This is a genomic window from Streptomyces sp. NPDC003943 (assembly GCF_053605265.1).
Map to the genome: position 1 here is coordinate 1 of NZ_JBSGIW010000073.1, position 26,484 is coordinate 26,484.

The 26,484-nt window shown below is 73.3% G+C and carries 25 protein-coding genes; 16 read left to right on the top strand and 9 right to left on the bottom strand.

Annotation, left to right across the window (positions count from 1 at the left end; translation table 11 throughout):
• Positions 1-105: 105 nt before the first annotated feature.
• Both ACWEV0_RS26135 and ACWEV0_RS26140 read right to left on the bottom strand, forming a co-directional pair.
• Positions 106-1,809, bottom strand: coding sequence for a bifunctional 3'-5' exonuclease/DNA polymerase (locus ACWEV0_RS26135; RefSeq protein WP_453151915.1), 1,704 nt, complete (start codon positions 1,807-1,809; stop codon positions 106-108).
• Between the two features lie 56 nt (positions 1,810-1,865).
• Complete coding sequence (locus ACWEV0_RS26140; protein ID WP_453151916.1) at positions 1,866-3,134, bottom strand: LuxR C-terminal-related transcriptional regulator; 1,269 nt, start codon at positions 3,132-3,134, stop codon at positions 1,866-1,868.
• Positions 3,135-3,324: 190 nt separating this feature from the next.
• On the opposite strand from ACWEV0_RS26140, the gene ACWEV0_RS26145 reads away from it, so the two are divergent.
• A complete protein-coding gene (locus ACWEV0_RS26145; RefSeq protein WP_453151917.1) occupies positions 3,325-4,242 on the top strand; it encodes an NADP-dependent oxidoreductase in 918 nt (305 codons plus the stop codon).
• Between the two features lie 113 nt (positions 4,243-4,355).
• A complete protein-coding gene (locus ACWEV0_RS26150) occupies positions 4,356-4,865 on the top strand; it encodes a DUF4265 domain-containing protein (protein ID WP_453151918.1) in 510 nt (169 codons plus the stop codon).
• A gap of 37 nt (positions 4,866-4,902) precedes the next feature.
• Here ACWEV0_RS26150 and ACWEV0_RS26155 read toward each other — a convergent pair whose 3' ends face one another.
• Complete coding sequence (locus tag ACWEV0_RS26155; protein ID WP_453151919.1) at positions 4,903-5,385, bottom strand: DUF1877 family protein; 483 nt, start codon at positions 5,383-5,385, stop codon at positions 4,903-4,905.
• 435 nt (positions 5,386-5,820) lie between these two features.
• Between ACWEV0_RS26155 and ACWEV0_RS26160 the strand changes: the two genes are divergently transcribed.
• The 6 genes from ACWEV0_RS26160 (at position 5,821) to ACWEV0_RS26185 (ending at position 11,495) form a co-directional block, all read left to right on the top strand.
• On the top strand, positions 5,821-6,963 hold the full coding sequence (locus ACWEV0_RS26160; protein ID WP_453151920.1) for a DUF2786 domain-containing protein: 1,143 nt from the start codon (positions 5,821-5,823) through the stop codon (positions 6,961-6,963).
• Positions 6,964-7,031: 68 nt separating this feature from the next.
• Positions 7,032-9,098, top strand: a complete 2,067-nt coding sequence (locus ACWEV0_RS26165; RefSeq protein WP_453151921.1) for an FUSC family protein — start codon at positions 7,032-7,034, stop codon at positions 9,096-9,098.
• Between the two features lie 105 nt (positions 9,099-9,203).
• Positions 9,204-9,785, top strand: a complete 582-nt coding sequence (locus ACWEV0_RS26170; protein WP_453151922.1) for a hypothetical protein — start codon at positions 9,204-9,206, stop codon at positions 9,783-9,785.
• A gap of 110 nt (positions 9,786-9,895) precedes the next feature.
• Positions 9,896-10,444 (top strand): SigE family RNA polymerase sigma factor, encoded by a 549-nt coding sequence (locus ACWEV0_RS26175; protein WP_453151924.1) that lies wholly within the window; start codon positions 9,896-9,898, stop codon positions 10,442-10,444.
• Positions 10,441-11,115 (top strand): hypothetical protein, encoded by a 675-nt coding sequence (locus tag ACWEV0_RS26180; protein ID WP_453151925.1) that lies wholly within the window; start codon positions 10,441-10,443, stop codon positions 11,113-11,115. The genes ACWEV0_RS26175 and ACWEV0_RS26180 overlap by 4 nt, the downstream gene beginning before the upstream one ends.
• Before the next feature lie 167 nt (positions 11,116-11,282).
• The gene (locus ACWEV0_RS26185) at positions 11,283-11,495 is read left to right on the top strand and encodes a DUF397 domain-containing protein (RefSeq protein WP_403794872.1); all 213 of its coding nucleotides are present in this window, start codon (positions 11,283-11,285) and stop codon (positions 11,493-11,495) included.
• A 106-nt stretch (positions 11,496-11,601) separates the two neighbouring features.
• Here the strand turns inward: ACWEV0_RS26185 and ACWEV0_RS26190 are convergent, their stop codons facing one another.
• Positions 11,602-12,105: an ATP-binding protein gene (locus tag ACWEV0_RS26190; RefSeq protein WP_453151926.1), complete on the bottom strand. Its 504-nt coding sequence runs from the start codon at positions 12,103-12,105 to the stop codon at positions 11,602-11,604.
• Between the two features lie 369 nt (positions 12,106-12,474).
• On the opposite strand from ACWEV0_RS26190, the gene ACWEV0_RS26195 reads away from it, so the two are divergent.
• The 4 genes from ACWEV0_RS26195 (at position 12,475) to ACWEV0_RS26210 (ending at position 16,263) form a co-directional block, all read left to right on the top strand.
• The gene (locus ACWEV0_RS26195; protein WP_453151927.1) at positions 12,475-13,347 is read left to right on the top strand and encodes a helix-turn-helix domain-containing protein; all 873 of its coding nucleotides are present in this window, start codon (positions 12,475-12,477) and stop codon (positions 13,345-13,347) included.
• Positions 13,348-13,489: 142 nt separating this feature from the next.
• Positions 13,490-14,959 carry an aldehyde dehydrogenase family protein gene (locus ACWEV0_RS26200; protein WP_453151928.1) on the top strand — a complete coding sequence of 490 codons (1,470 nt, stop codon included), beginning with the start codon at positions 13,490-13,492 and terminating at the stop codon, positions 14,957-14,959.
• A 125-nt stretch (positions 14,960-15,084) separates the two neighbouring features.
• Entirely contained in the window at positions 15,085-15,627 is a 543-nt protein-coding gene (locus ACWEV0_RS26205) for a DinB family protein (RefSeq protein WP_453151929.1), read from the top strand.
• 21 nt (positions 15,628-15,648) lie between these two features.
• Complete coding sequence (locus ACWEV0_RS26210; RefSeq protein WP_453151930.1) at positions 15,649-16,263, top strand: PadR family transcriptional regulator; 615 nt, start codon at positions 15,649-15,651, stop codon at positions 16,261-16,263.
• A 12-nt stretch (positions 16,264-16,275) separates the two neighbouring features.
• On the opposite strand, the gene ACWEV0_RS26215 is transcribed toward ACWEV0_RS26210, so the two are convergent.
• Positions 16,276-17,691: a glutamate decarboxylase gene (locus tag ACWEV0_RS26215; protein WP_453151932.1), complete on the bottom strand. Its 1,416-nt coding sequence runs from the start codon at positions 17,689-17,691 to the stop codon at positions 16,276-16,278.
• A gap of 35 nt (positions 17,692-17,726) precedes the next feature.
• Complete coding sequence (locus ACWEV0_RS26220; protein ID WP_453151933.1) at positions 17,727-19,034, bottom strand: ion channel protein; 1,308 nt, start codon at positions 19,032-19,034, stop codon at positions 17,727-17,729.
• A 122-nt stretch (positions 19,035-19,156) separates the two neighbouring features.
• Between ACWEV0_RS26220 and ACWEV0_RS26225 the strand changes: the two genes are divergently transcribed.
• Positions 19,157-19,942, top strand: coding sequence for a MerR family transcriptional regulator (locus ACWEV0_RS26225; RefSeq protein ID WP_453151934.1), 786 nt, complete (start codon positions 19,157-19,159; stop codon positions 19,940-19,942).
• Between the two features lie 6 nt (positions 19,943-19,948).
• Here the strand turns inward: ACWEV0_RS26225 and ACWEV0_RS26230 are convergent, their stop codons facing one another.
• Positions 19,949-20,317, bottom strand: coding sequence for a YbjQ family protein (locus tag ACWEV0_RS26230; RefSeq protein WP_453151935.1), 369 nt, complete (start codon positions 20,315-20,317; stop codon positions 19,949-19,951).
• A 244-nt stretch (positions 20,318-20,561) separates the two neighbouring features.
• Between ACWEV0_RS26230 and ACWEV0_RS26235 the strand changes: the two genes are divergently transcribed.
• On the top strand, positions 20,562-21,272 hold the full coding sequence (locus ACWEV0_RS26235; RefSeq protein ID WP_453151936.1) for a DedA family protein: 711 nt from the start codon (positions 20,562-20,564) through the stop codon (positions 21,270-21,272).
• A 75-nt stretch (positions 21,273-21,347) separates the two neighbouring features.
• Here the strand turns inward: ACWEV0_RS26235 and ACWEV0_RS26240 are convergent, their stop codons facing one another.
• Positions 21,348-23,006, bottom strand: a complete 1,659-nt coding sequence (locus ACWEV0_RS26240) for a threonine/serine ThrE exporter family protein (RefSeq protein WP_453151937.1) — start codon at positions 23,004-23,006, stop codon at positions 21,348-21,350.
• A 129-nt stretch (positions 23,007-23,135) separates the two neighbouring features.
• Positions 23,136-23,627: an inorganic diphosphatase gene (locus tag ACWEV0_RS26245; protein ID WP_403793759.1), complete on the bottom strand. Its 492-nt coding sequence runs from the start codon at positions 23,625-23,627 to the stop codon at positions 23,136-23,138.
• Between the two features lie 105 nt (positions 23,628-23,732).
• Here ACWEV0_RS26245 and dacB point away from each other — a divergent pair, with 105 nt between their 5' ends.
• Together dacB and ACWEV0_RS26255 are read left to right on the top strand one after the other, a co-directional pair.
• A complete protein-coding gene (gene dacB, locus ACWEV0_RS26250; protein ID WP_453151939.1) occupies positions 23,733-25,172 on the top strand; it encodes a D-alanyl-D-alanine carboxypeptidase/D-alanyl-D-alanine endopeptidase in 1,440 nt (479 codons plus the stop codon).
• A 151-nt stretch (positions 25,173-25,323) separates the two neighbouring features.
• Positions 25,324-26,466, top strand: coding sequence for a zinc-dependent metalloprotease (locus ACWEV0_RS26255; protein WP_453151940.1), 1,143 nt, complete (start codon positions 25,324-25,326; stop codon positions 26,464-26,466).
• Positions 26,467-26,484 lie beyond the last annotated feature (18 nt).

Consider the following 26,484-nt stretch of genomic DNA (forward strand, 5'->3'; position numbering starts at 1 on the left):
CCTCGGCGGAGGCCCGGGCCCACACCCGCGTCGCCACCCGCGTCGCCACCCGCGTCGCCACCCGCGTCGCCACCCGCGTCGCCACCCGCGTCGCCACCGCGCGTCTCACTTGGCGTCCGAGTACCGCTCCACCGTCGCCGTCGTGAACGGGAACCGCACCGGCGTGTGCCCGAACGCGATCCGGCCCGCCTCGTCGCCCGCCGCCCGGATCGCCTCCGTCACCGCCCCGGCCTCCTCCGCCGGGCAGTGCACGATCACCTCGTCGTGCTGGAAGAAGACCAGCTCCGCCCGCATGCCGGCGGTGGCGCGGCGCAGCGCCGCCAGCATCAGCAGGGCCCAGTCGGCGGCGCTGCCCTGGACGACGAAGTTACGGGTGAAGCGGCCGCGGGCGCGGGCGTCGGTCGACGCGTACCCCGGCACGTACCCGTCGGTCCCTTCCGCCCCCTCGGGGCCGTCCCCCCGGCCCTGCGGCAGGCCCGCCTCCCCGTCCTCGTCCGCGCCCGCGGCCCGCGGGCTGGTGCGGCCGAGCCAGGTGCGGACGAGCCGGCCCTCCTCGCCGGCCCGGGCCGCGTCGTCCACATAGGCCACCGCGCGCGGGAAACGGCGGCGCAGGGCGGCCAGGTTCTTCAGGCCGTCGCCGCTGGTCTGCCCGTAGATCGCGCCGAGCAGCGCCAGCTTGGCGTGGTCGCGGTCGCCGGAGAAGGCGCGGTCGGACAGCCGGGTGTAGAGGTCGTCGGGGTGCCCGGCGACCTCCATCAGGCCCGGGTCGCGGGAGATCGCGGCCAGCACCCTCGGCTCCATCTGGTCGGCGTCCGCGACGACGAGCCGCCAGCCCTCGTCGGCGACCACGGCCTGCCGGATGACCTTGGGGATCTGCAGCGCCCCGCCGCCGTTGGTGGTCCAGCGGCCGCTGACCGTGCCGCCCGGCAGGTACTCGGGCCGGAAGCGCCCGTCCCGGACCCACTCGGCCAGCCAGGACCAGCCGTGCGCGGTCCAGATCCGGTACAGCTTCTTGTACGCGAGGAGCGGGGCGACCGCCGGATGGTCGACCTTCTCCATCTCCCAGCGCCGGGTGGACCGCACCCGGATCCCCGCCTGCGCGAAGGCCCGTACGACGTCGGCGGGCAGGTCCGGGCGGACCCGGCGGCCGAAGCCGGCCGACACCTCGTCCGCCAGCTCCGCGAGCCGGCGCGGCTCGCCGCCGCCCGCGTACCGCTCGCCGAGGAGGCCGTGCAGCACCTCCCGGTGCACGTCGGCCCGCCACGGCAGGCCGGCGCGGTACATCTCGGCGGCGACCAGCATGCCCGCCGACTCGGCGGCCGTGAGCAGCCGTATCCGGCCCGGGTGCGCGGTCCGGTCGTGGCGGCGCTGCTGCTCCGCGTACACCTCCAGGAGCGCCTCGAAGGGCAGCGGGGCGGCCGCCGCCGGCTCGAAGAGCGAGTCCTGCGCCGCGGGGCCGCCGGCGGGGCGCGGCGGCGGGTCGGGCGGCACCGGCGCGTTCCGCAGGCGGGCCCAGGCCGCGGCGGCCGAACGGGGCTCGCCGAGCCGCCCCTCGTGGCCGAGCAGCAGCTGCTCGGCGTCCTCGACGTCGTAACACCGCTCGACCCGCACGCCCGCGGCGAGCAGCCGCGGATACACCTCCCCCGTGCTCCGCCACACCCAGCGCCCGACCTGCGGCCGCGCCCGCACCGCCGCCACCAGGTCCGGCTCGCGCCGCACCGCCCCGGCGGGCAGCCCGTCGCCCCCGAGCGGCACGAGCAGCGCCCCGTCCCCCTCCGGCTCGGGCGCCACTGCCCACTTCTCGTTCACAGGTGCGAGTCTGGCACCCGCCACTGACAATCCGCCGGTGTGCCCCGCTCAGGGGCTTATGCCGCCTTGTGGAAGAGGGCGGCCGCCTCGCCGCGGGAGGCGACGCCCAGCTTGGTGAGGATCTTGGCCACGTGGAACTTCACCGTGGACTCGCTGATGTGCAGCTCCTGCGCGATCTGCCGGTTGCGGTGGCCGAGGGCCAGCTGGGTCAGGACCTGGACCTCGCGCTCACCGAGGTCGCGCAGCGGGTTCAGGGTGGTGGCGGCCGGGGCGTCCGGCAGGGCGAGCGGGACGGTGGCGGTGATCGTGGTGCCCCAGTTGGGGACCGCGTCGAGGTCCAGGCGGCCGCCGAGCACCTCCAGGCGGTCGGAGATGCTGCCCGCGCCGAGCGGGCAGACGTCGAGCAGCCCGGGGCCGTCGTCGCGGACCGTGGCCCGGATCTCGTGCTCGGTCAGCGTCCAGCCGACGTGGACCCGGCTGACCGCGTCCTGGTCCAGGACGACCAGGAGCAGCGCGCGGACCACGGCCCGCACGCCGTGCGCCACGTCGGCCGGGAGGCTGCGGGTGGCGTCCGGGCCCTCGGGCGGGCCGAGTTCGAGCCGTACCGGGGTGTGCCGGAGCATCGGACGCAGAGCGTCCGCGAGCCTCGCGAACGCCTCGAAGGCGGGCTCCTCGGCGATCGTCCGGTCCCGCCGCGCCTCGGCCCGCAGCTCGATCAGCGCCGACACCGCGAGGTCGGTCGCGGTCGCCCGGGCCGCCGCGTCGTCCAGGGCCCGGCTGCGCAGCACCCCGAGCACCCCGGACAGGGCCGCCGCGTGCGCGGTGGTCAGCTCGGCGATCACCCGCGCCCGGGTGTCGGCCGCCGCCCGCGAACGGGCCAGCGCGCCCGGCATCGCCTCGCTCGCGAACCGGTCGAAGTGGCTCGTCACCAGGTCCCACAGGTGCTGGGCCAGGGCGAGTTCGGCCTCGCCGGCCGGGGCGGCGCCCTCGTCCCGTACGAGCACCAGGACCGAGCCGCGGGGCGTGGCGTCGCTCCGCACCGCCACCACCTCCCGCTCCGCCCCGCCGACGCTCGCGCGCCCCTGCCACGGCCGGCCCGCGATGCCCGCGGCGAACAGCGGCGCCAACTCGGCCGCCGTGACCGGCACGTCGGGGTCGCCGGTGTGCTTGAACGGGGAGTGCGCGCAGTGTGTGGACAGTTCGGCCGCCGACCGGTGCGGGATCAGCGGGGCGAGCACCTCGGACAGCCGCGGCAGGATCGCGCCCAGCGGCTGCCGGATGACGTCGTGGGCGGCCAACAGGGCGCCTGTCGCGGTGAGTTCCATGAGAACAAGGGTAGGGGCGCGGGTTGGCGAACGGCTGTCCTTTCGGCCAGGTGCGACTGGCCGTTCGGATGGCGGGAACACGGGGGCGTCCGGCGGAAGCTGATCACATCGAAACGACGGACGAACGGACGAGGGGCCGACGAGGCCGACGCGTCCGATGCGTCCGGTGACTCTCTGGGGGAGCGGAATCATGGAAGCGATCGTGTACGAGGAGTTCGGCGGCGCCGACGTGCTGCGCCACGAGACCGGGGTGGCCGTGCCGGAGCCCGGTCCGGGCGAGGTGCGGGTGAAGGTGGCGGCCGTCGGCGTCAACCCGGTGGACTGGAAGCGGCGTTACGGCTGGGTGGAGCAGTTCTTCCCGACCACCTTCCCGGCCGTCCCGGGCCTGGAGTTCGCGGGCACCGTGGACGCGCTCGGCGAGGGCGTGACCGGACTCGCCGTCGGCGACGAGGTGTTCGGCTGGACGAAGACCGGCGCCTACGCCGAGTACGCCATCGCCGACAACGTCGTCCCCAAGCCCGCCGAGCTCTCCTGGGAGACGGCCGCGAGCATCCCGGTCGCCGGCGAGACCGCCCAGCGCGTCCTCGACCTGCTCGGCGTCCGGGCCGGCGAGACCCTGCTCCTGCACGGCGCCGCGGGCGCGGTCGGCGCGGTGGCGGCGCAGCTGGCGGTCGCGGCCGGGCTGACCGTGATCGGCACGGCCTCGGAGCGCAACCACGACTTCCTGCGCGACCTCGGCGTGACCCCGGTGACGTACGGCGACGGGCTCGCCGACCGGGTCCGCGCGGCCGCCCCGCAGGGCGTCGACGCGGTCTTCGACGCGGCCGGCCACGACACCCTGCCGGTCTCCATCGAGCTGCTCGGCGGCGAGAAGTCCCGCATCGTCACCATCGCCGCCCAGGACGCCGCCGAGCACGGCATCGTCTTCTCCGGCATGACCGCCGACCCGGCCGCCGTCCGCGGCTGGCTGACCGACCAGGCCCGCCTGGTCGTCGAGGGCCGGCTCCGCCTGGACGTCGCGGAGGTGTTCCCGCTGAAGGAGGCCGCGCGGGCCCAGGAGCTGAGCGAGACGGGTCACGTGCGGGGGAAGCTGCTCCTGGTGCCGTGAGGCACCCCGTGAAGGTGCGGCGGAGGAGGGTCCGGGTGCTGCCGGTACGGGGGTCCGGCGGGCCCGGCCGCCTTCGCGGTGTGGCGGGCGGCCCGCGGGGTTAGCCTCGCGGGGTGACCGAGAGCCCCGCCGTTCCCTCCGCTCCCTCCTCGTCGTCCGCCGACCGCATCAAGATCTGGTTCCGTTTCGTGCCCCGTGAGGGCTGGCTGCCACAGGACACCGAGGGGATGTGGGCCGAGCCGGTGGGCACGGACACCGCCCGGGTGGTCAACGTGCCGTTCCTGCAGGACGGGGTGGCCGAGGGGGACGTCGTGCGGTACCGGACGGACGAGGAGGGGCTGCACTGGGCCACCGGCCGGGTGGCCGCCTCCGGGAACGTCACGGTCCGCGTCCTGCCCGAGAGGTCCGGCCCGCTCGGCCCGAGCGCCCGCGCGGTGCACGAACGGCTGAGGCCGTTCGGGCTCGGCGGCGAGTCGTTCAGCAAGGAGTTCCCGCTGGTCGCCCTGACCGTGCCGGTCGACGCCCCGATGGCGGAGATCAAGGCGCTCCTCGAACGCGGCACGGCGGACGGCTGGTGGCACTGGGAGACCGGCTGCGGGTCGGACGCCTGGAACGCCGCCTGAGCCCGGCGGTTGCTCCTCGGGACTCCGGAACCGCTCCTCAGAACCAGCCCGCCTTCACCACGGTGTGGCCCGCGGCCGCGGCGCGCTCGTAGAAGCGGCGCAGGCTCTGGTGGTGGCTGCGGAAGATGTCGTGGACCTCGGCGAGATCCCAGCCGGGGCCGAAGGAGGCCCGGACGCGCTCGCCCTCGCGGGACCAGAAGTCGTCCCAGGCGAGGCCGGTGAGGAAGGCGGCCGCGCCGGCGACCTCGGACGGCGGCATCAGCATCAGCGGCGGGTGCGGGGCCACGTCGGTGGGCGTCGCGGCGGGCGGGCCGCCGCCGAAGACGGGCAGGAAGGCGTCGGGGTGGCCGGTCCGCTCGTACAGCTCGTGGAGCCTGCCGAAGTCCTTCTCGATCGCGTCGGCGACGCCGGCGGCGTACTCGGCCTCGATGGCCTCCCACGCCCGGCCCATGAAGTCGACGAGCCACGGATAGTCGTCCCGTATCTCCGTCTCCGCCGCCGCGCGGAAATGCAGGTGCATGCGAGAAGCCCCTCGTCCGGCGGCCCGCCGCTCGGGCCGTACGGGCACGCACGGTAGCGGCACCCTCGGACAACGGGCGGGACGGGACGTGAACCCGGCTCCGACCCCGGTCCACGTCCCGTCCCGATGTACCAGCCTCACCCCTGAACGGGCCGGCCGCACGCGGAGTGGGAGGCCCGGCCGCTGACCAGGTCGTTCACCAGGCGGCTCACGAGGTCGTTCCAGGAGGTCGCTCACCAGGTCGCTCACGAGTTCGGTATCCACAGGCTGTGGACGGCGGGCTGTGGAAAGCCGCGCGCCGGAGGCGCCGCGGACGGGCAGCACGGATTCCCCCTGGGTGGATGCGAGTGAGCGGCGAGGTGCCTGCGACCATCGTGTACGGCGGCACGTCCACCCGACGGCCCCGGCCCAGAGCACCTGACCGAGGAACCCGGCATGAGCGGCACGAGCACGATCGAGAACGCCTTCAAGGCGCTGTACGGGGACGACGAGCACGCCGTCGACACGGCCGCCTCGCTGCTCGCCGCCGACCGCGGCGCGGACGCCGAACTGGCCCGGCGCGGCGAGGAGTTCCTCCGCACCCTCTGGTCCCGGGGCTGGCAGCCGGCCGACGTCGTACGGATGGCCCGCCGCGAACTCGCCGACGAGCACGTACGGGTCCTCGTCGGCCTCGTGCGCGCCGAGACAGCCCGCTACGAGCGCCTGCCGCACCGCTGGCAGGCACAGCTCGACGCCCTCGACCCGCTCGACGACGCCCCCGCCCGGCCGGCGCCGGACCGCTTCTCGTACGCGACCGCCGTCCTCGAGCTGTACCGGCTGCTCGTCCGGCTGCCGCGCCTCGACGCCGTCGGGCCGGCGCCGGGGGAGGCGCTGCCGCCCGCCGTCGCCGGTGAGCCCAAGCTCCTGACCAGGATCAGGGCGCTGCTGGCGAAGGCGGAGGCGACGACGTACGCCGAGGAGGCCGAGGCGCTGACCGCGAAGGCGCAGGAGCTGATGGCCCGGCACAGCCTGGACGAGGCGACGCTGGCGGCGGGCGCGCCGTCGCCGGAGACGCCGGGGGCCGTACGGATCGGGGTGGACCCGCCGTACGAGCAGGCCAAGGCGATCCTCCTCGACGCGGTGGCGACGGCGAACCACTGCCGGGCCGTGTGGAACGAGTCCTTCGGCTTCTCGACCGTCGTCGGCTTCGAGGCCGACCTCGAACCGGTCGAGCTGCTCTACACCTCGCTCCTCGTCCAGGGCACCGCGGCGATGACCCGCGCCGAGGCCGAGCAGCGGGCGGGCGGCCGCAAGCGCACCAAGTCCTTCCGGCAGTCCTTCCTCCTCGCCTACGCCAACCGGCTCGGCGCCCGCCTCGCCGCCACGAGCCGCCGGGTCGCCGCCGAGGCCCCGACCCTCCTCCCGGCCCTCGCCTCCCGCGAGGTCGCGGTGACCGCCCGGACCGACGAGCTCTTCCCGGAGACCCGGACCAGCCGGGTGCGGGCCGCCTGGGACGAGGCGGGCTGGACACACGGCACGTCGGCGGCGGACCGGGCAGGGCTGCGGGCGCCGGGCAGCCAGGGCGAGATCCGCGGATAGATCCCGCCGAGATCCCACCCCAGGGCGGAATGCCGGTTTCGCCCCGCATCGCGGCTACGCTCACCCCCATGAGCTGGCTCCGGGCGTTGAAGGAGACCGCCCGCTCGGGGCTCCGGGTCGAGCGGCAGCGGCTGGAGCCCGCCGTCGCGGCGCGCGGCGCGCTCGGGCTCGCGCTCGTCGTCGGCGTCTCGCTCGCCCGGTTCGGGCCGGCGGTGGCCGTGTCGTCCGCGTTCGGGGCGTACCAGGCGGCGATCGCGACCTTCCAGCGGTCCTACCGGCCGCGCCCCACCCTCGCGACGGCGTCCGGCGCGAGCCTCGCGGTCTCCACCTTCCTGGGCTACCTGACCGGCGCCCACATCGTCGCCTTCCTGATCCTCCTGGGGCTGTGGACGTTCCTCGCGGGGCTCGCCTGGGCCGTGGGGCCGACCGTCGGCATCATCGCCTCGTCGAACGTGGCGATGATGCTGGTGACGGTCACGCTCCCGACCTCGGTCGCCGCGGCCGCCGGTCACGCCGCGATGATCGCGGTGGGCGGCCTCGTGCAGGCCGCGCTGATCGTCGCGCTGCCGATCCGCCGCTGGGGCGCCCAGCGGGACGCGCTCGCCGACGCGCTCGCGGCCGAGGCGGACTACGCACGGCGGCTGCGCCACGACCCGACCTGCGCCTTCGACCCCGTACCGCTGATGACGGCCCGCAGCGCCGCCGCCGTCACCGCCCGCCAGGCCCGCCGCCGCCCCGCCGAGCTGCACGGCGCGCGCGGGCTCGCCGAGCGGATCCGCCCGGTGCTCGCCTCGCTCGCCGACCCGGCCGTCGGCGCGCCCGCCGAGGGACCGGAACGGGACCGGGTCCGGGAGCTGCTCGCCGCGGCCGGAGAGATCCTGGACGCCACCGCGCACGCCATCCGGCACGGCGAACCGGTCGAGCTGCCGCCCGCCGCCCTCGCCGCGCTCCGCACGCCCGACACCGGCGCGATCCTGTCCGGCGCCCCGCGCCGGGCCGCCGTCCGGCTCGCCGCGCTGCTCGAAGACGTCGTGGAGACGGCGGAGCCGCGCACCGAGACGGAGCTGGCGAAGGACCCGGCCGTGGCCGCCGCCCGCCGCCGCCCCGGCCTGCTCCGGCTCGTCCCGGTGGCGCTCGGCAAGATGCGGGCCGAGCTGCGCCACGAGTCGCCGGTCCTGCGCCACGCGATCCGGGTCACGGCGGTGACGACCGCCGGCTACGTCCTCGGCACCGCCCTCCCGCTCGGCCACGGCTACTGGGCGCCGATGGCCTCCGTGATGGTGATGCGCCCCGACTTCACGCAGACGTACGCCCGCTCCGTCGCCCGCTTCGGCGGCACACTCGTCGGCGTGGCCCTCGCGACGGGCGTCGTCCAGGCCGCGCACCCGGGCACGTACCTCTCCGCCGCGCTCGCCGTCGGGTGCGCCTTCGCCATGTACCTCCTCATGCGTACGGGCTACGCCGCCGGCCAGGTCTTCGTCGCCGCGTACGTCGTCTTCCTGCTCGGCATGGAGGGCGCGGGCGTCACCCAGACCGTCCGCGAACGCGTCCTCCTCACCCTCCTCGGCGGACTCCTCGCCATGCTGGCGTACGCGGTGTACCCGGCCTGGGAGACCCCGCGGCTGCGCGGCCGGCTCGCCGACTGGCTGAAGGCGGACGGACGGTACGCGGCCGCCGTCGTCGCCCACTACGCCGAACCGGCCGGTCCCGCCTCCCCCGAGGTCCGCGAGGCGCTGCTCGCCACCCGTACCGCCCGGATCGCCTGGCAGGACGGCGTGGCCCGGGCCACCCACGAGCCGGTACGCCACCGGGGCCTGTCCCGCGCGGCGGCGGACGACGCCGAGCACGCCCTGGCCCAGTTCAGCCGCGTCGCCATGCTCCTGGAGGCCCACCTCCCCGAACGCGGCGCCGAGCCCGTCCCGGCCGCCGCGGCCCTCGCGGAGGCGCTGCGCCGCGCGACCGAACGCGGCGCGAAGGCCGTACGGGAACGCAGGGCGCCGCGCTGGGACGAGCTGCGCGCGACGGTCGCGGCCTGGGCTCGGGGGGAGGGGGCGCCGGACCACTTCCTGCTGCGGAAGGGGGCGGTGCTGTTGCTCGACGCGCTCGACGGGCTGACGGAGGCACTCGCTCGCTGACGCCCGCCGACATTTCCCCGGGAGGCGTGTCATCCGGCCGGGCGGTGCCGGGAGTTGGAGGAGATGAGGGGCCCTCACCGGATTCCAGACCCCAGGAGCACTCGCATGAAGAAGCAACTCATGGCCGCCGCCCTGCTCGCGGCCGCCACGCTGACCGCCGCGCCCGCGGTCGCGGCCACCGCCCACGCCGGCCGCGCCACCACCGCCGCCCCCGCGGTCGCGGCCGTCCACGCCGTCCCCGCGGCCCGGTCCGTGGCCGCGGCGCCCGCCCCCTCCGTACACGTCGTCCGGTCCGGCGAGCGCGTCGACGCCGGCGGCGGCTGGACGGTGTGGCTGACGCCCGACGGCAAGCACTGGGCCGGCCCGGACGGCTTCGAGAACTTCCGCAGCGTCGTCGACGGCAACATCGACCCGTCCCAGCCCGGCGTCAGCCACCAGTCCGAGGGCGACGCCACCCGCGCCTTCCACTCCGGCCTCTACTACGGAACCAGGAAGGCCGGGAAGGTCGTCCTGACCGGTGCGGACGGCCGCAAGACCGCCGCGACCCTCCTCGAACTGCCGGGCCGCCCCGGCTGGGGCGTCTGGTACGTCACCCTGCCCGCCCACCGGGACGGCACGTCCGACGGCGTCGGCGTCGCGCTGTACGACCGCGACGGGCGTCTGCTGGCCGAGCTTCCGCCGTTCTGACGCACATGCACGCGACTCCGGGCGTACGCACGGCCCGGCACGGACAGGCAGGGCCCGGCACGGGGCGGGCCCTGCCCCTGTCCACCGGAACGAGCACGAGGTCCGTCACCGTGGCGCACGCACCCGCCTCCCATGACGGCGACGACGGCTTCGCCGAGTTCGCCGTCGCCGCCTGGCCGCGCCTGGTGCGCACGGCGCAGCTCCTGACGGGCGACTTCCACGAGGCCGAGGACCTGGTGCAGACGACCCTCGCCAAGGTGTACGGCCGCTGGCGGCGCGTCCCGCGCGCGGAGATCGACCTGTACGTGAAGCGCGCGCTGGTGAACAACAACCTCAGCCGGTTACGCCGCAAGCGGGTCGCGCACCTGCTGACCCCGGTCCTCCCGGAGCCGCTGCGGCACGCGTACGCGGGGCACGCCGACGCGGTGGAGCAACGCACCGCGCTGATGGGCGCGCTGGCGGACCTGCCGGCGCGGCAGCGGGCGGTGATGGTGCTGCGCTACTGGGAGGACCTGAGCGAGCAGGAGATCGCGACGGTCCTCGACTGCTCGATCGGTACGGTCAAGACGCATGCCCGGCGCGGCCTCGCGGCCCTGCGGAACCACCCGGGCCTCACCACTTCCATGAACCCCACACACCCCACCGGAGCGCGACGATGAAGGACGACGAGCTCCGGGACCTGTTCGCGCACGCCGTGCGGGACATCACCCCGGGTCCGGTGCCGCTGGCGGCCGTCCGGCGCCGGGGGCGGGCGCTGCGGCGCCGCCGGACGGTCACCGTCGCGGCGCTCACGGTGCTCGCGGTGTCGGGCGTGGCGACCGTGACGGCCCTGTCCCTGCCGGGTCCCGACCGCCCCGCCGAGCGCCGGGCGGCGGCGGCCTCGCCCGCCCCCGCCCCGGTCGCGGCCACTCCGGCCGCCACGCCCGTCCGGGTCGTACGGTCCGGGGAGCGCGTGGCCGCGGGCCGGGGCTGGACGGTGTGGCTGACGTCCGAGGGCAAGTTCTGGAAGGGGCCCGACGGACTCGAGAACTCCCGCAGCGTCACGGACGGCAACCTGGACACGGCCCACCCGGGAGTCTCGTACCAGTCGGAGGGCAACGCCTCCGGCGCCTTCCACTCCGGTCTGTACTACGGCACCCGCGACGCCGGCCGGGTCGAACTCCGCGGCCCGGACGGCCGCACGGCCACCGCGGCCCTCCTCGAACTGCCGGGCCGCCCGGGCTGGGGCGTCTGGTACGTCTACAGCGCCGTCACCGACCCGACCGTGGTCCTCTACGACCGGAAGGGCGCCCGCCTCGCCGACCTCCCCGGAACACCGACCGGCCGGTAACACGTTGAGTCGCGTAGTCGCTACGCCACCCCTCGTGCACGTGCATCTGCTCGTGCGTCTGCTCATGCAGAGGCATATGAACACAGCTATGATCCGAGGAAGTTGACACATGCACCAATGAACTCGGGGAGCTACCAGTGCACCACGCGCACCACGCGTACAACGGCATGGCGGCCACGGAGCTTCGTGGTGTCGTGTGGCAGAAGAGCCGGGCCAGCAACTCCCAGGGCGCCTGCGTGGAGTTCGCGAAGCTGCCGGGCGGAAACGTCGCCGTGCGCAACTCGCGCCACCCCGACGGCCCCGCGCTCGTCTACACGCCCGCCGAGATAGAGGCGATGCTCGCGGGCGTGAAGGCCGGGGAGTTCGACCACCTGGTGTGAGGGAGAACGTACGAGAGGGCCCCGGCGGCGTTCGCCACCGGGGCCCTCTCCGTATGTCCGTACGCCTGTGTGTCCGTACGCCGGTACGCCCGGGAGTGTCCGGGTGCTACTCCGGGCCCAGCCGGAACAGCGCCCACACCACCTTGCCGTGCAGTGTGCCCGCGAGCGGGTGCCAGCCCCAGCTGTCGCTGAACGACTCGACCAGGAACAGGCCGCGGCCCGACTCGGCCGCGAAGTCCTCGCCGCCCTCGCGGGCCTCGGGGCTCTCCCGGCTGGGGTCGCGCACGGCGCACACCAGGCGCGACGCCCAGCGCATGAGGTGCAGCCGCACGGGCGGGTTCAGGCCGTCTTCGGGCGCCGGCTCGGGGCCGGCCGGCACGGCGTGCCGCAGCGCGTTCGTGACCAGCTCGGACACCACCAGCGCCACGTCGTCGAAACGCTCGTCGAGGTCCCAGTTGCGGAGCGTCTGGCTGGTGAACTTCCGGGCGCCGCGCACCGCTTCGTAACGGGGCGGAAGTGCGCAGGAGGCCGAGTTGGAGACGGTCGCGGGATCGATCGGCGGAAGCCCCTGCCGTAACGGCTCGAGCATGGTCGATGTGTTCGTCCCCATGCGAGGCACTCCCGGGAATCGCGACGTGTGGTGCGACAACTGGTGCGACAACGGTGCGGCAACACGAGCGAGTACGCGGCTGCGCGGGCACCATGGTTCCGAATGCGCGGAAGGGATGCAAGGGCAGATGCACGTGCACGCGCCGGACCTGTCCTGCCACGTGCCGATTCTGTGCATAAGTCGTCCACCCCTTCTGCTGAAGCTGCCCGGAACCGGTCCCCTATCCGTAATCGAATGTGTACGCGCTGAAGCGTTTAGTGGCAGAATCCGGGGCTCAGCGGGGACTCGGCGCGGACTCGGCGGGGACTCCACGGGGGCTCGGCAGCGAGAAGAGCATCAGGGCAGCACCGTGAAGGGGAGGCTGGAGCCGTGACGGCAGGCGAATCGAGCGGGGCGAGCGGGAGCGTGGTGCGCCGCATCCTGCTGGGCTCCCAGTTGAGGCGACTGCGCGAGTCGCGCGGCATCACCCGGGAAGCCGCCGGCTATTCGATCCGGGCGTCCGAATCCAAGATCAGCCGTATGGAGTTGGGAAGGGTGAGCTTCAAGGCCAGGGACGTCGAGGATCTGCTCACGCTCTACGGAGTCACCGAGGAAAGCGAGCGCGGCGCGCTGCTCGGGCTGGCCCGCGAGGCCAACCTGGCCGGCTGGTGGCACAGCTACGGAGACGTCCTGCCCGGCTGGTTCCAGACCTACATCGGCCTGGAAGGCGCCGCCTCCCTCATCCGCATCTACGAAGTCCAGTTCGTCCACGGCCTGTTGCAGACCGAGGCGTACGCCCACGCCGTCGTCACCCGCGGCATGCCCGACGCCCCGCACGCCGAGATCGAGCGCCGGGTCGCGCTCCGCCTGGAGCGCCAGAAGGTCCTCGTCTCCGAGAACGCCCCCCACGTCCACGCCGTCCTCGACGAGGCCGCGCTGCGCCGCCCCTACGGCGACCGGGCCGTGATGCAGGGCCAGTTGCGGCACCTCATCGAGATCTCCGAGCACCCCAACGTCACCCTCCAGGTCATGCCCTTCAGCTTCGGCGGCCACGCGGGCGAGAGCGGCGCCTTCACGATGCTCAGCTTCCCCGAGTCCGATCTGTCCGACGTCGTCTACCTGGAGCAGCTGACCGGCGCCCTCTACCTCGACAAGCGCGAGGAGGTGGCCCAGTACGGCCGGGTCCTGGAGCGGCTCTCCGAGGACAGCCCCGATCCCGCGGAAAGCCGTGATCTTCTCCGGGGACTCCTCCAACTCTCCTGATACGTCAGTACGATGACGGCACATCAGTGAGACGGCTGTGACTGTGGCTGCGTAAGGCTGCGTGCGCTGCGCACCGCGGCGGAGCCGTCTCTTGCCGATTTGCCGACGCCCGCCACCGCGGGCGGGTAAGGGGTCTCGTTCCATGACGACGCCGACGTCCTACTTCACCGAACTGGCGCACCAGTACATCGACGGCGAGTGGAAGCCGGGCAGCGGCTCGTGGGACATCATCGACTTCAACCCGTACACCGGGGAGAAGCTGGCCGCGATCACCGTCGCCACCGCCGACGAGGTCGACCGCGCCTACCGGGCCGCAGAGCGCGCCCAGGCCGAGTGGGCCGAGACCAACCCGTACACCCGCCGGCTCGTCTTCGAGCGGGCGCTGCGGATCGTCGAGGACCGCGAGCAGGAGCTCGCCGAGGTCATCGTCGCCGAGCTGGGCGGCACCCGGCTCAAGGCGGGCTTCGAGCTGCACCTCGCGAAGGAGTTCCTGCGCGAGGCGATCCAGCTGGCGCTGCGCCCCGAGGGCCGCATCCTGCCCTCGCCGGTCGACGGCAAGGAGAACCGCGTCTACCGCCTGCCGGTCGGCGTCGTCGGCGTCATCTCGCCGTTCAACTTCCCCTTCCTCCTCTCCATCAAGTCGGTCGCCCCGGCGCTCGCCCTCGGCAACGCCGTCGTCCTCAAGCCGCACCAGAACACCCCGGTCTGCGGCGGCACCCTCGTCGCCAAGGTCCTGGAGGAGGCCGGGCTGCCGGCCGGGCTGCTCAACGTCGTCGTCACCGACATCGCCGAGATCGGCGACGCGCTGCTCACCCACCCGGTCCCGAAGGTCATCTCCTTCACCGGCTCCGACCGCACCGGCCGCCACGTCGCCACGGTCTGCGCCCAGAATTTCAAGCACGCCGTGCTCGAACTCGGCGGCAACAGCGCCCTGATCGTCCTCGACGACGCCGACGTCGACTACGCCGTCGACGCGGCCGTCTTCAGCCGCTTCGTGCACCAGGGGCAGGTCTGCATGGCCGCCAACCGGGTCCTGGTGGACCGCAGCGTCGCGGCGGAGTTCACCGAGAAGTTCGTCGCCAAGGTGAAGACCCTGCGGGTCGGCGACCCGGCCGACCCGGCCACCCACATCGGCCCGCTCATCAACCACCAGCAGGCCGAGGCGGTCGCCGCGGTCGTCGAGCAGACCGTCGCCGGCGGCGCGACCGCGCTGCTGCGCGGCTCGGTCGAGGGCAGCTTGGTCTCCCCGACCGTGCTCACCGACATCGCCGCCGACGCGCCCGTGCTCAACCAGGAGATCTTCGGCCCGGTGGCCCTGGTCATCCCGTTCGACGGCGAGGACGAGGCCGTACGGATCGCCAACGACACCCCGTACGGGCTCAGCGGCGCCGTCCACACCGGCGACATCGAGCGCGGCGTCCGGGTCGCCAAGCGCATCCACACCGGCATGATCCACATCAACGACGGCACCGTGCACGACGAGCCGATCGTGCCGTTCGGCGGCGAGAAGCGGTCGGGCATCGGGCGGCTGAACGGCGAGGCGATGATCGAGGCGTTCACGACGCAGAAGTGGATCTCGATCCAGCACGGCCGCAGCCGGTTCCCGTTCTAGTCATCCTGAGCCAACCTGAGCCAACCTGAGCCATCCGGAGCCACTAGGACAGCATCTGACCTAGTGGCTCCGTAAGTTGGTCGGTGTCGGGGGAGACCGACACCGACCTACGGAGGGTGGACAACATGGTGGCTCTTGTTCCCGCGGAGCAGCCCGGCGACGAGCGCGGCGCGTTCCTCAACTTCCTGCGGGCCCAGCGCGAGGCGATCGTCCGCGCGTCCCTCGGGCTCACCGAGGAGCAGGCGGCGAGCCGCCCCAGCGCCAGCGAGCTCAGCCTCTCCGGCCTGATCAAGCACGTCGCCGAGGCCGAGCTCAACTGGCTGCGGATGGCGCAGCAGCAGCCGAACGAGCTGCGCCGGGACGAGTCGACCTGGCACGAGAGCTTCAAGCTCGTCGGCGACGAGACCGTCGCGGGCACGGTGGCCTTCATGGCGGGCGTGGCGAAGGAGACGGAGGAGTTCGTCCGGACCGTGCCCAGCCTCGACGACACCTTCCCGCTGCCCGAGGCGCCCTGGTTCCCGAAGGACGGGCGCGTCTCGGTCCGCTGGATGCTGCTGCACCTGATCCAGGAGACGGGCCGGCACGCCGGGCACGCGGACATCATCCGGGAGTCCCTGGACGGCAAGGGCTCCTTCGAGCTCATCGAGCTGGAGAAGAAGTCCTCCTAGGCTCCTTCCTACACTCGGGGCATGTCAGCGATCCGACTCCTCGTCCTCGGCGCGGTCAAGCAGCACGGCCGCGCCCACGGCTACCAGGTGCGCAACGACCTGGAGTACTGGGGTGCGCACGAGTGGTCCCACGCCAAACCCGGCTCGATCTACCACGCGCTCAAACAGATGGCGAAGCAGGGACTGCTGCGCGCCTTCGAGAGCGCGCCGAGCACGGCCGGCGGGCCGCCGCGCGTCGAGTACGAGATCACGGACGCCGGCCGCGAGGAGTACCTGCGGCTGCTGCGCGTGGCCCTGTCCTCGTACGAGCAGGGGCTGGACGTGCGCGCGGCGGGCATCGGCTTCATGGTCGACCTGCCGCGCGCGGAGGTCGTGGAGCTGCTGCGGGCCCGGCTGCGCGCCCTGGACGAGTGGCAGGCGCGGGTCACCGACTACTACACCCCGGAGGGCGGGCCCGAGCAGCTCGGTCACATCGGCGAGCTCATGCGCCTCTGGGTGTTCTCGGCGGACGCGGGCCGGGCCTGGGCGTCCGGTCTGATCGAGCGGCTTGAGGCGGGGGCGTACGCGTTCGCCGGGGAGGGCGGGGAGCCGTTCGTCGGCGTCCTCGCGGACGGCCAGGAGAACCCGTACGCCTGACGCGTGCGTCCCTCAGTGGTGGAACGAGGTCGCGGCCGCCTTGTCGTGGGTGGACGGGTGGGACTGGCTCCTCAGTTCGGGGAGGAGCTGGTTCAGGTCCTCGACGAGAAGGCTCGCGAGGTCCTCGGAGAAGCCGTTGCGGCAGACCACGCGCAGCACCGACAGGTCCTCCCGGTTCTTCGGGAAGGTGTACGCGGGGACGAGCCAGCCGCGCTCGCGCAGCCGGCGCGAGACGTCGAACACGTCGAAGGCGGTCACGTCGGGCGCGGTGGTGAAGGCGAAGACGGGCAGCTGGTCGCCCCGGGTGAGGAGGCTGAAGTCGCCCATCGCCTCGATCTGTCCGGCCAGGCCGGTGGCCACGTCCCGGCTGGTCTGCTGGACCGTCCGGTAGCCGTCCCGGCCGAGCCGGAGGAACGTGTAGTACTGGGCGACGACCTGGGCGCCGGGGCGGGAGAAGTTGAGGGCGAAGGTGGGCATGTCGCCGCCGAGGTAGTTGACCCGGAAGACGAGTTCCTCGGGCAGTTCCTCGGCCGAGCGCCACAGCGCCCAGCCGACGCCCGGGTAGACCAGGCCGTACTTGTGGCCGGAGGTGTTGATCGAGGAGACGCGGGGGAGCCGGAAGTCCCACGTCACGTCCTCGTCGAGGAACGGGGCGACCATGCCGCCGGAGGCGCCGTCGACGTGGACAGGGATGTCGAGGCCGGTGCGTTCCTGGAGGTCGTCGAGGGCGGCGCAGATGTCCGCGACGGGTTCGTAGGAGCCGTCGAACGTGGAGCCGAGGACGGCGACGACGCCGATGGTGTTCTCGTCGCAGAGCGCGGCGGCGGAGGCGGCGTCCATGTGGAAGCGGTCGCCGTCCATGGGGACGAGGCGGGGCTCGACCTCCCAGAAGTTGCAGAACTTCTCCCAGCAGACCTGGACGTTGACGCCCGTCACCAGGTTGGGACGGGCGCCGGGGTAGCGGCCGGCGTTGCGTTTGGCCCAGCGGCGCTTGAGGGCCATGCCGGCGAGCATGCAGGCCTCGCTGGAGCCGGTGGTGGAGCAGCCGACGGCGGCCGCCGGGTCGGGCGCGTTCCACAGGTCGGCGAGCATGGCGACGCAGCGGCGCTCCAGTTCGGCGGTGCGCGGGTACTCGTCCTTGTCGATCATGTTCTTGTCGCGGCACTCGGCCATCAGGACCCCGGCCTGCGGCTCCATCCACGTGGTGACGAAGGTGGCCAGGTTGAGGCGGGAGTTGCCGTCGAGCATCAGCTCGTCGTGGACGATCTGGTAGGCGCTCATCGGCGGCAGCGGGCCGTCCGGCAGGCGGTGGCGCGGCGGAGCCTCGGTCATGCCGCCGACCGGGTTGGCATCGCCGTAGAAGGGGTTGAAGGAGATACGGCGGAGGTGTTCGGTCTTCGGTTCCTCGGGACCCTTGTGCAGTGCCACGGGGACTCCTATCGCAGGCTCGGGATGCGGTGGTCTCAGTGCAGGGCGTTGCCCTGCTGGTCGAGTTCGAACTCGGGGCGGCCGGTGATGACCAGCCAGGCGGGCAGGGAGGCGAGGACGAGCAGGGCGATCATCGGGGCCGAGGAGGCGAGCACGGCGGCGACGAAGAGGCTGATCCAGCCCTGGCGGGTGTGGGCGAGCAGGATGCCGAGCACCGCCGAGGTGACGGCGACCGTGGGGTGGATCTCGGGGACGAGCGCCTGGGCGAGGAGTCCGAAGGCGGTTCCGATGAAGACGGCGGGGAAGACCCGGCCGCCGACGAAGCCGCACGAGGCGGCGACGAGCAGCGCTGCCGACTTCACCAGGGCCAGCTTGGCCAGTTCGCCCGAGTCGTAGGAACCGATCGACTGGATGAGCTCCCTGGTCTCCGTCAGTCCCTTGAAGAGGGTCAGCTGTCCGCCGAGCGCGCCGAGCAGGCCGAGCACGAGGCCGCCGAGCGGCAGCATCAGCATGGGGTGCCTGAGGCGTTTGAAGGCCCGGTGGACGTGGGGGAAGGCATAGCCGGACAGCAGCCCGAAGGCGGCGGCGAGGGTGGCGATGACGAGGGCGGCGAGGAGGTCCTCGTAGCCGGGGTCGTCCAGCGCGGGCAGTCCCATGTCGAAACTGGGGTGGTCGGCCAGCTGGGTGGTCATGGCCCCGGCCCCGGCGGCGAGCAGCGCGGCGAACAGGCGGTCCCACAGCGCGCCGCCGCCCGGCTGGGGCGGCTGGCCCGGCCGGGACGGCCGGGTGGCCAGCGCCTCGGAAAGGACGAGCGCGGCGGCCACCGGGGTGCCGAACAGGGCGCCGAAGGTGCCGGCGGTGGCCAGGGAGACCCAGAAGATGCCCGGAACGGCCGGCTTGAGCGTCTTGCCCGCCCAGAAGGTGAGGGCGATGGCGGCGGCGATGGTCGGGTACTCCGGGCCGAGGCTGACGCCGCCGGCGAGGCCGAGAGTGGCGGCGAGCAGCAGACCGGGAACCACACCCGGGGGCACCGGCGGCCCGCCCAGCCCGCCCTCGGCCGGGTCGGGGCCCGCGTGCCCGTAGACCTTCCAGATCACGAGGCCGACCGCGATGCCGGTCGCGGTGAGCATGACGATGATCCAGAGCGAGGAGTACCGGCCGATGCCGAGCGCGTCCGGAAGGGTGTTCCAGAGCACGTGCTCGAGCTGGTTGGCGATCCCGCTGATCGCGAGGAACAGCAGGGCCGAGGCCACCCCGATCACGAGCGCGGGCAGGATCTGCGGCAGCAGGACCTGCAGCGGCGACTTGGGGGCCGAAGTCTCGGTGGTCACGAGCCTCACCATAAGTGGGCAAATGCCGCATGACATCCCGAGATTCGGAGCGGCCGGACAGCTCGGTCCGGCCCGGACTTGCACCTCACGTCGCGTCAGGACCCAGGCCGGAGAAGGAAGAGAGGGGAAGCCGGATGGGCTACTCCGTGGGACAGGTCGCCGGGTTCGCCGGGGTCACGGTGCGCGCACTGCACCACTACGACGCGATCGGGCTGCTCTCGCCGAGCGGCCGCAACGCGGCGGGCCACCGCCGCTACGACGACGCCGACCTCGACCGGCTCCAGCAGATCCTGTTCTACCGGGAGCTGGGCTTCCCCCTCGAAGAGGTCGCCGTCCTCCTCGACGACCCGGGCGCCGACCCGCAGGAGCACCTGCGGCGCCAGCACCGGCTGCTCACGGCGCGGATCGGGGAACTGCAGCGGATGGCGGCGGCCGTCGAACACGCCATGGAGGCGAGACGCATGGGCATCAACCTCACGCCCGAGGAGAAGTTCGAGGTGTTCGGCGACAAGGACCCCGAGCGGTACGCGGAGGAGTCCGAACGCCGCTGGGGCGGCACCCACACCCACGCGGCCACCCAGGCCCGCGTCGCCGCCTACACCAAGGACGACTGGCAGCGCATGAAGGACGAGATCGACGCCTGGGGCGCCGCCTACGGCGCCCTCATGGACAGCGGAGCGGCCCCGGACTCCACGGCCGCCATGGACCTCGCCGAGGCCCACCGCGCCCACATCACCCACTGGTTCTTCGACTGCCACCCGAAGATCCACCAGGGCCTCGCCGACAGCTACGTCTCCGACGCGAACTACCGCGCCTTCTACGACTCGCTCCACGAGGGCCTCGCCGAGCACCTGCACGCGGCGATCCACGCGAACGCCCGCCGCCTGTCGCCGGCGCCGGCAGACTCGCAGACCTCGTAAACGCTGTCAGGCGCGCGGCGCGACGACCACGGCCGTGCCGTACGCGCACACCTCGGTGCCCACGTCGGCCGCCTCCGTGACGTCGAATCTGAACATCAGGACCGCGTTCGCGCCGCGCGCCCGCGCCTGCTCCACCAGCCGGTCCATCGCCTGGTTACGGGTCTCCACCAGGGTCTTCGTCAGACCCTTCAGCTCCCCGCCCACCAGCGACTTCAGCCCGGCGCCGATCTGGCTGCCGATGTGCCGCGAGCGGACGGTCAGGCCGAAGACCTCGCCGATCACCTGCTTCACCTCGAAGCCCGGTACGTCGTTGGTCGTGACCACCAGCACATCCGACTGCCCCGTCTGGCCGCCGCCGTAATCCTCGATGCCCATGCGCATCCACCTCCTGCTTCCTGATGATCAGCTTCGCGCCGGCGGCGGCGGCGCGCATCCGGGACGGACCCGGACGGGCCCCTGAGAAGCCCGTGCCCCGACCCGTAGGGGCCCCGGGGCCCCGGTGGGGGGCGCATGGAACCCGGGGTGTTCACTCCACGTTGATAGCTTGGGGCGGCCGTCCCGTACGACAATCCCCTTGCACGCCCCCTCACCCCCACCGACCGCAGGAGCCCGGAACCCCGTGAACACGCTTGCCCTCGGACCGAGCTGGCTGGACCCGGACTACCTGATCCAGACCTTCGGCCTGATCGGTGTCCTCGTCATCGTCTTCGCCGAGTCCGGCCTGCTCATCGGCTTCTTCCTGCCCGGTGACTCGCTGCTCTTCACCACCGGCCTCCTCGTCACCACCAACAAGCTGGACTACCCGCTGTGGGCGGTGTGCGGGCTCGTGGTCCTGGCGGCCGTGCTCGGCGACCAGGTGGGGTACCTCTTCGGCCGCAAGGTCGGCCCGTCCCTCTTCAAGCGCCCCGACTCCAAGCTGTTCAAGCAGGAGAACGTGGAGAAGGCGCACGCCTTCTTCGAGAAGCACGGCCCCAAGTCGCTGATCCTGGCCCGCTTCGTGCCGATCGTCCGCACCTTCACGCCGATCATCGCCGGCGTCAGCCGGATGAACTACCGCTCCTTCATCACCTTCAACGTCATCGGCGGCCTCCTGTGGGGCGCCGGCGTGACGCTGCTCGGCTCCGCGCTCGGCAAGATCGAGTTCGTCCACAAGCACATCGAGCTGATCCTCGTCGCGATCGTGCTCATCTCCGTGATCCCGGTCGCCATCGAGCTGCTGCGCGCCCGCGCCCAGTCGAAGAAGAACCCCGACGGGACCGGCCATGGCGACCACGACGCCCCCGGCGCCCCGAACCCGGCCCAGTCCCGCGGCCGCCACGCCAAGCGCTGATGCCGGGCCCAGGCGTTGATGCCGGGCCCAGGCGCTGTCGCCGGGCCCAGGCCCTGACGCCCGGCCCAGGCCCCGCTAGAAGCCGCGCGTGCGCTTGGCGGCCCGACGGGCCGCCGCCGCGCGCGGCGCCTGCATGAAGAGGCGGGCGAGCTCGCCACCGAGGTTCACACCGATCGCGATCGCCAGCGCCAGCGCCGCCGCCTTCGCCAGCGAGGCGAAGCCCTGGTCCAGGTTGTGCTGCGCGATCGCGAGCACACCGAAATACGTCGCCGAACCGGGCAGCAGCGGACCGATCGCCGCCGTCACGTACGGCAGCGACGACGTGTGGTGGTAGCGCGCCGCCAGCTGCCCGAAGAGGCCCACCAGACCGGCCGCCACCGCCGTCGCCATCACCGCGGACCCGCCCGCCGTCACCGCGATCGACGCGAAGACCACCCACGCCACCCCGCCGTTCAGCGTCGCGAACAGCACCGTCGCCCGCGACTGCTGCAACAGCACCGCGAACGTCGCACACAGCACCATCGACGCGGCGATCTGCACCACCGGCCGCTCCACCGGCCGCAGCGCCCCCTCCGGGTTCAGCTCCGCCCCGAACTGCACCGCCAGGTACAGCACCGACAGCACGCCCACCACGATCGCCACGAAGAAGTAGCCGACCTCCAGCAGCCGGGCCGAGGCCGTGATGTAGAAGCCGGTCAGACCGTCCTGCACCGCCGCCACCAGCGCCCGCCCCGGGATCAGCGCGAACAGGCCACCGGTGATCACCGCCGACGGCCGCAGCTCGGTGTGCGCGACCGACAGCGCCACACCCACCGCCGCCGGCGGCATCGCCGCCACCAGGAACTGGTAGAACTCCGGCAGCCCGCGCCCCGCGAACAGCCACGCCAGCCGGTCGCCCAGCATCGCGCCGAGCGCCGCCACGAAGAACACCGTCGGCCCGCCGCCGAGCAGCACCGAGGCCGCGCCCGCGAGCACGCCCGCCGCCAGCGTCAGCGCCCAGCCCGGGTACGGGTGCCGGTTGCGGCGGATCTCCGCGAGCCTCCGGTACGCCTCCTCCGGCGACACCTCGTGGTCCGGGTCGTTGATGTCCGCGACCAGCTGGTACACCGCGGCCAGCCGCGTGTAGTCGGTGCCCCGGCGCCGTACCGTACGGTTCGCGGTCACCGGATCGTCCACCAGCGACGGCTGGTACGTGACCGACAACAGCGTGAAGGTCACCGTCGGCTCGCAGCGGTCGAGCCCGTACGAACGGCAGATCGCGAACATCGCCGCCTCGACGTCCTCCGCGCCCTCCCCGCCCGCGAGCAGCAGCTCGCCGATACGCAGCGTCAGGTCGAGCACGCGCGGCACCGGCGGGCCGGTCTCGCCCGCCCTGCGCGGCGCCTCCGGCACCGGCCGCTCGGCCAGCGGCAGCCGCAGCATGGTCCGCATCCGGTCCTGCCAGGGCGCGTCGTCCGGCAGCATGACCTGCGGTATCCCGTACGCCGGCGTGAAGGCCGGCGGCGAACTCTTCGCCGAGTACGTGGACGGCGGCGCGAAGGCGGAACCTTCCTGCTCCGCCGCGGGCTCGGCCGCCAGGCCGTCCGGCAACGCGAACTCGGAGGTCGGATGCTCCTCCTCCGGCGGCTCGGGCGGCGCCACCCCGGCCGGCGGCACGAACGCGCTGCGCGCCTCGTCCGACTGCGGCTTCCGGTCCTCCGGGGCCTCCTCGGGCCCGTTCGGCTGCGCCACCACTGTCCTCGCCCCTCGTCCTCGCTCGTCCCGAACCGAACAATCAAGCCAAGTATGAATGCGCGAAGGGCGGTGCACCTCGGTAGGTGCACCGCCCTTCACAGGCATTCACAGGCTCAACAGAGCGGGGACTCAGTGAGCGCCCTGCTCCTTGAAGCGCTGGTACGACTTCTCGATCTCGGCCTCGGCCTCGGCGCGGCCGACCCAGTCCGCACCCTCGACCGACTTGCCCGGCTCCAGGTCCTTGTAGACCTCGAAGAAGTGCTGGATCTCCAGGCGGTCGAACTCGGCCACGTGGTGGATGTCGCGCAGGTGCTCCATGCGCGGGTCCGTCGCCGGGACGCACAGCAGCTTGTCGTCGCCGCCGGCCTCGTCCGTCATGCGGAACATGCCGATGGCGCGGCACTTGATGAGGCAGCCCGGGAAGGTCGGCTCGTCAAGGATGACCAGCGCGTCCAGCGGGTCGCCGTCCTCGCCCAGGGTGTTCTCGACGTAGCCGTAGTCCGTCGGGTAGGCGGTCGACGTGAAGAGACGGCGGTCCAGGCGGATCCGACCGGTCTCGTGGTCGACCTCGTACTTGTTCCGCGACCCCTTGGGGATCTCGATGAGAACGTCGAACTCCACGGGTGGATCTCCTCCTGAATCAACACATGTCAATGCTCGCGACGACGCGCGGTGGTTAAGTGTCTCTCACGCACGCTCTTGATCGCGAAAGGGGCTGGTCATCACATGCCGGAGCCGAGAACCTGGCAGGTCGTGGCGGGCTCCGCCGTGCTCGGTCTGGCCCTGGCCGCCGGAGCGGTGGCCGTGGCCGGCCCGTGGGACTCCGGTCAGCGTAAGGCCGAGCGGGCCCGCGCGGTCACCGCCGACGCCCGAGGTGGCGCACATCACGCGGGCGCCCCCGGCGCCGCCGCCCCGCACCGCCCGGCCCCCGCCCCCAGCGCCCCCGGCGTCCTGCGCGCCCTGAGCCCCGCGGACACGGCCAGGACGACCACCCGCACGGGCGACGACCTCGCCGCCGTCCTCGTACCCCTGCTCGCCGACCCCGGCCTCGGCCCGCTGCGCACCGCCTCCGTCGTCGACACCGAGACCGGCCGCCAGCTCTACGGAGAAGGCGCCGGCACCCCGATGACGCCCGCCTCCGTCGTCAAGATCGCCACGACCGCCGCCGCGCTCTCCGCCCTCGGCCCCGACCACCGCATCACGACCCGCACGGTCGCCACCCCGGACGGCCGCACCGTCACCCTCGCCGGCGGCGGCGACCCCACCCTCGACAAGGCCCGCCTGAAGGCCCTCGCCGACGCCACCGCCCGCGCCCTCAAGGCCCGCGGCACCGGCACCGCCACCACACCCGTACGGCTGGCCTACGACACGAGCCTCTACCAGGGCCCCGCCCGCCACCCCATCGGCCCCAACGAGAACATCGCCCCGCTCAGCGCCCTGATGACCGACGAGGGCCGCCTCGACCACAGCCACAGCGGGCCCGCGCCGCGCACCGCCGACCCCGCCGGCGACACCGCCGCCGCCTTCGCCCGCCTGCTGAAGCAGGCCGGCGTCACCCTCCAGGGCGACCCCAGGCCCGGCAAGGCCCCCGGCGGCCCCCAGGCCGCACCCCTCGCCCGTACCGACTCCGCACCCCTCGCCGACCTCGTCGAACGCACCCTCACCCACAGCGACAACGACCTCGCCGAGGCCCTCGCCCACCAGACCGCCCTCGCCCACAAGCAGCCCGCCAGCCTCGACGGCGGGGAGAAGGCCGTCCACGACGAACTCGCCCGGCTCGGCCTCCCGCTCGCCGGCACCCGGTTCGCCGACGGCAGCGGCCTCGACCGGCGCGACCGGGTCTCCGCCGCCCTGCTCACCGGCATCCTCACCCGCGCGGCCGACCCCGCCCACCCCGAACTGCGCCCCGTCCTCACCGGACTGCCCGTCGGCGGCTTCAGCGGCACCCTCGCCGGCCGCTTCGCCGACGGCCCCGCCGCCGTCGGCGCCGGCCTGATCCGCGCCAAGACCGGCACCCTCACCGGCGTCAACACCCTCGCCGGCACCGTCGTCACCGCCGACGGCCGCCTCCTCGCCTTCGCCTTCCTCGCCGGCCGTACGAACTCCCCGGACGCCGCCCAGTCCGCCCTCGACCGGCTCGGCGCCGCCCTGGCCCCGCCCCGCTGAGCCCCCTACCCGTTCCGCCCGGAACACGCCCCGTGGCCGCCCCGAACCGGCCCCGAATTCCGCCCCGAACCACCCCCGAACCCGTCCCTGACCCGGGCGAATACTCGCCCGAACCCTCACCGAACGGGCGCCGAGAACGTACGGTTGACGCATGACGAGCATCGGTGGTGCAGGGACATCGGGGATGGTCGACTGGAATCTCGCCGTCGCGACGGCGACCCGGCTGGTCCGCCCGGGCCCGGAGGTGAGCCGGGAGGAAGCACGCGACGTCGTCGCCGAGCTCCGCAGACACGCCAAGGCCGCCGAGGAACACGTCCGCGCATACACCCGGATGATCCCCGAAGGCCATCACTCCGACGACACGCCCGTCCTCGTCGTCGACCGCGTCGGCTGGATCAAGGCCAACGTCGCCGGCTTCCGCGAACTCCTCACCCCGCTCCTCGACAAGATGAAGGAACGCCGCTCCGGCACCACCGGCGGCTCCATGCTCAACGCCGTCGGCGGCAAGGTCACCGGCGTCGAGCTCGGCATGCTGCTGTCCTTCCTGGCCTCCCGCATCCTCGGCCAGTACGAGACCTTCGCCCCCGCCACCCGCGAACTCCCCGCAGGCACCGCCGGCGGCGGCCGCCTCCTGCTCGTCGCCCCCAACATCGTCCACGTCGAACGCGAACTGGACGTCGACCCCCACGACTTCCGGCTCTGGGTCTGCCTCCACGAGGAGACCCACCGCACCCAGTTCACCGCCGTCCCCTGGCTCCGCGACCACCTCCAGGGCGAGATCCAGTCCTTCCTCGCCGCCACCGACATCGACCCCTCCACCGTCGTCGAACGGCTCCGCGAAGCAGCCCAGGCCCTCGCCGGCGGCAACCGCCCCGAAGGCGAACAGGGCGAACCCGGACCCAGCATCGTCGAACTCGTCCAGACCCCCGAACAGCGCGAGATCCTCGGCCGCCTCACCGCCGTCATGTCCCTCCTCGAAGGCCACGCCGACCACGTCATGGACGGCGTCGGACCCGACGTCGTGCCCTCCGTCGCCGAGATCCGCGAGAAGTTCCAGCAGCGCCGCGCCCGCGGCGCCTCCCGCCTCGACCTCGCCCTGCGCAGACTCCTCGGCCTCGACGCCAAGCTCCGCCAGTACCGCGACGGCGAACGCTTCGTCCGCGCCGTCGTCGACCAGGTCGGCATGGACGGCTTCAACCGCGTCTGGACCTCCCCCAACACCCTCCCCACCAAGGCCGAGATCGCCAAGCCGGCCGACTGGGTGGCGAGGGTGCACCGTAAGGCAGACTCATGAGACGGAAGCGTCGGAAGA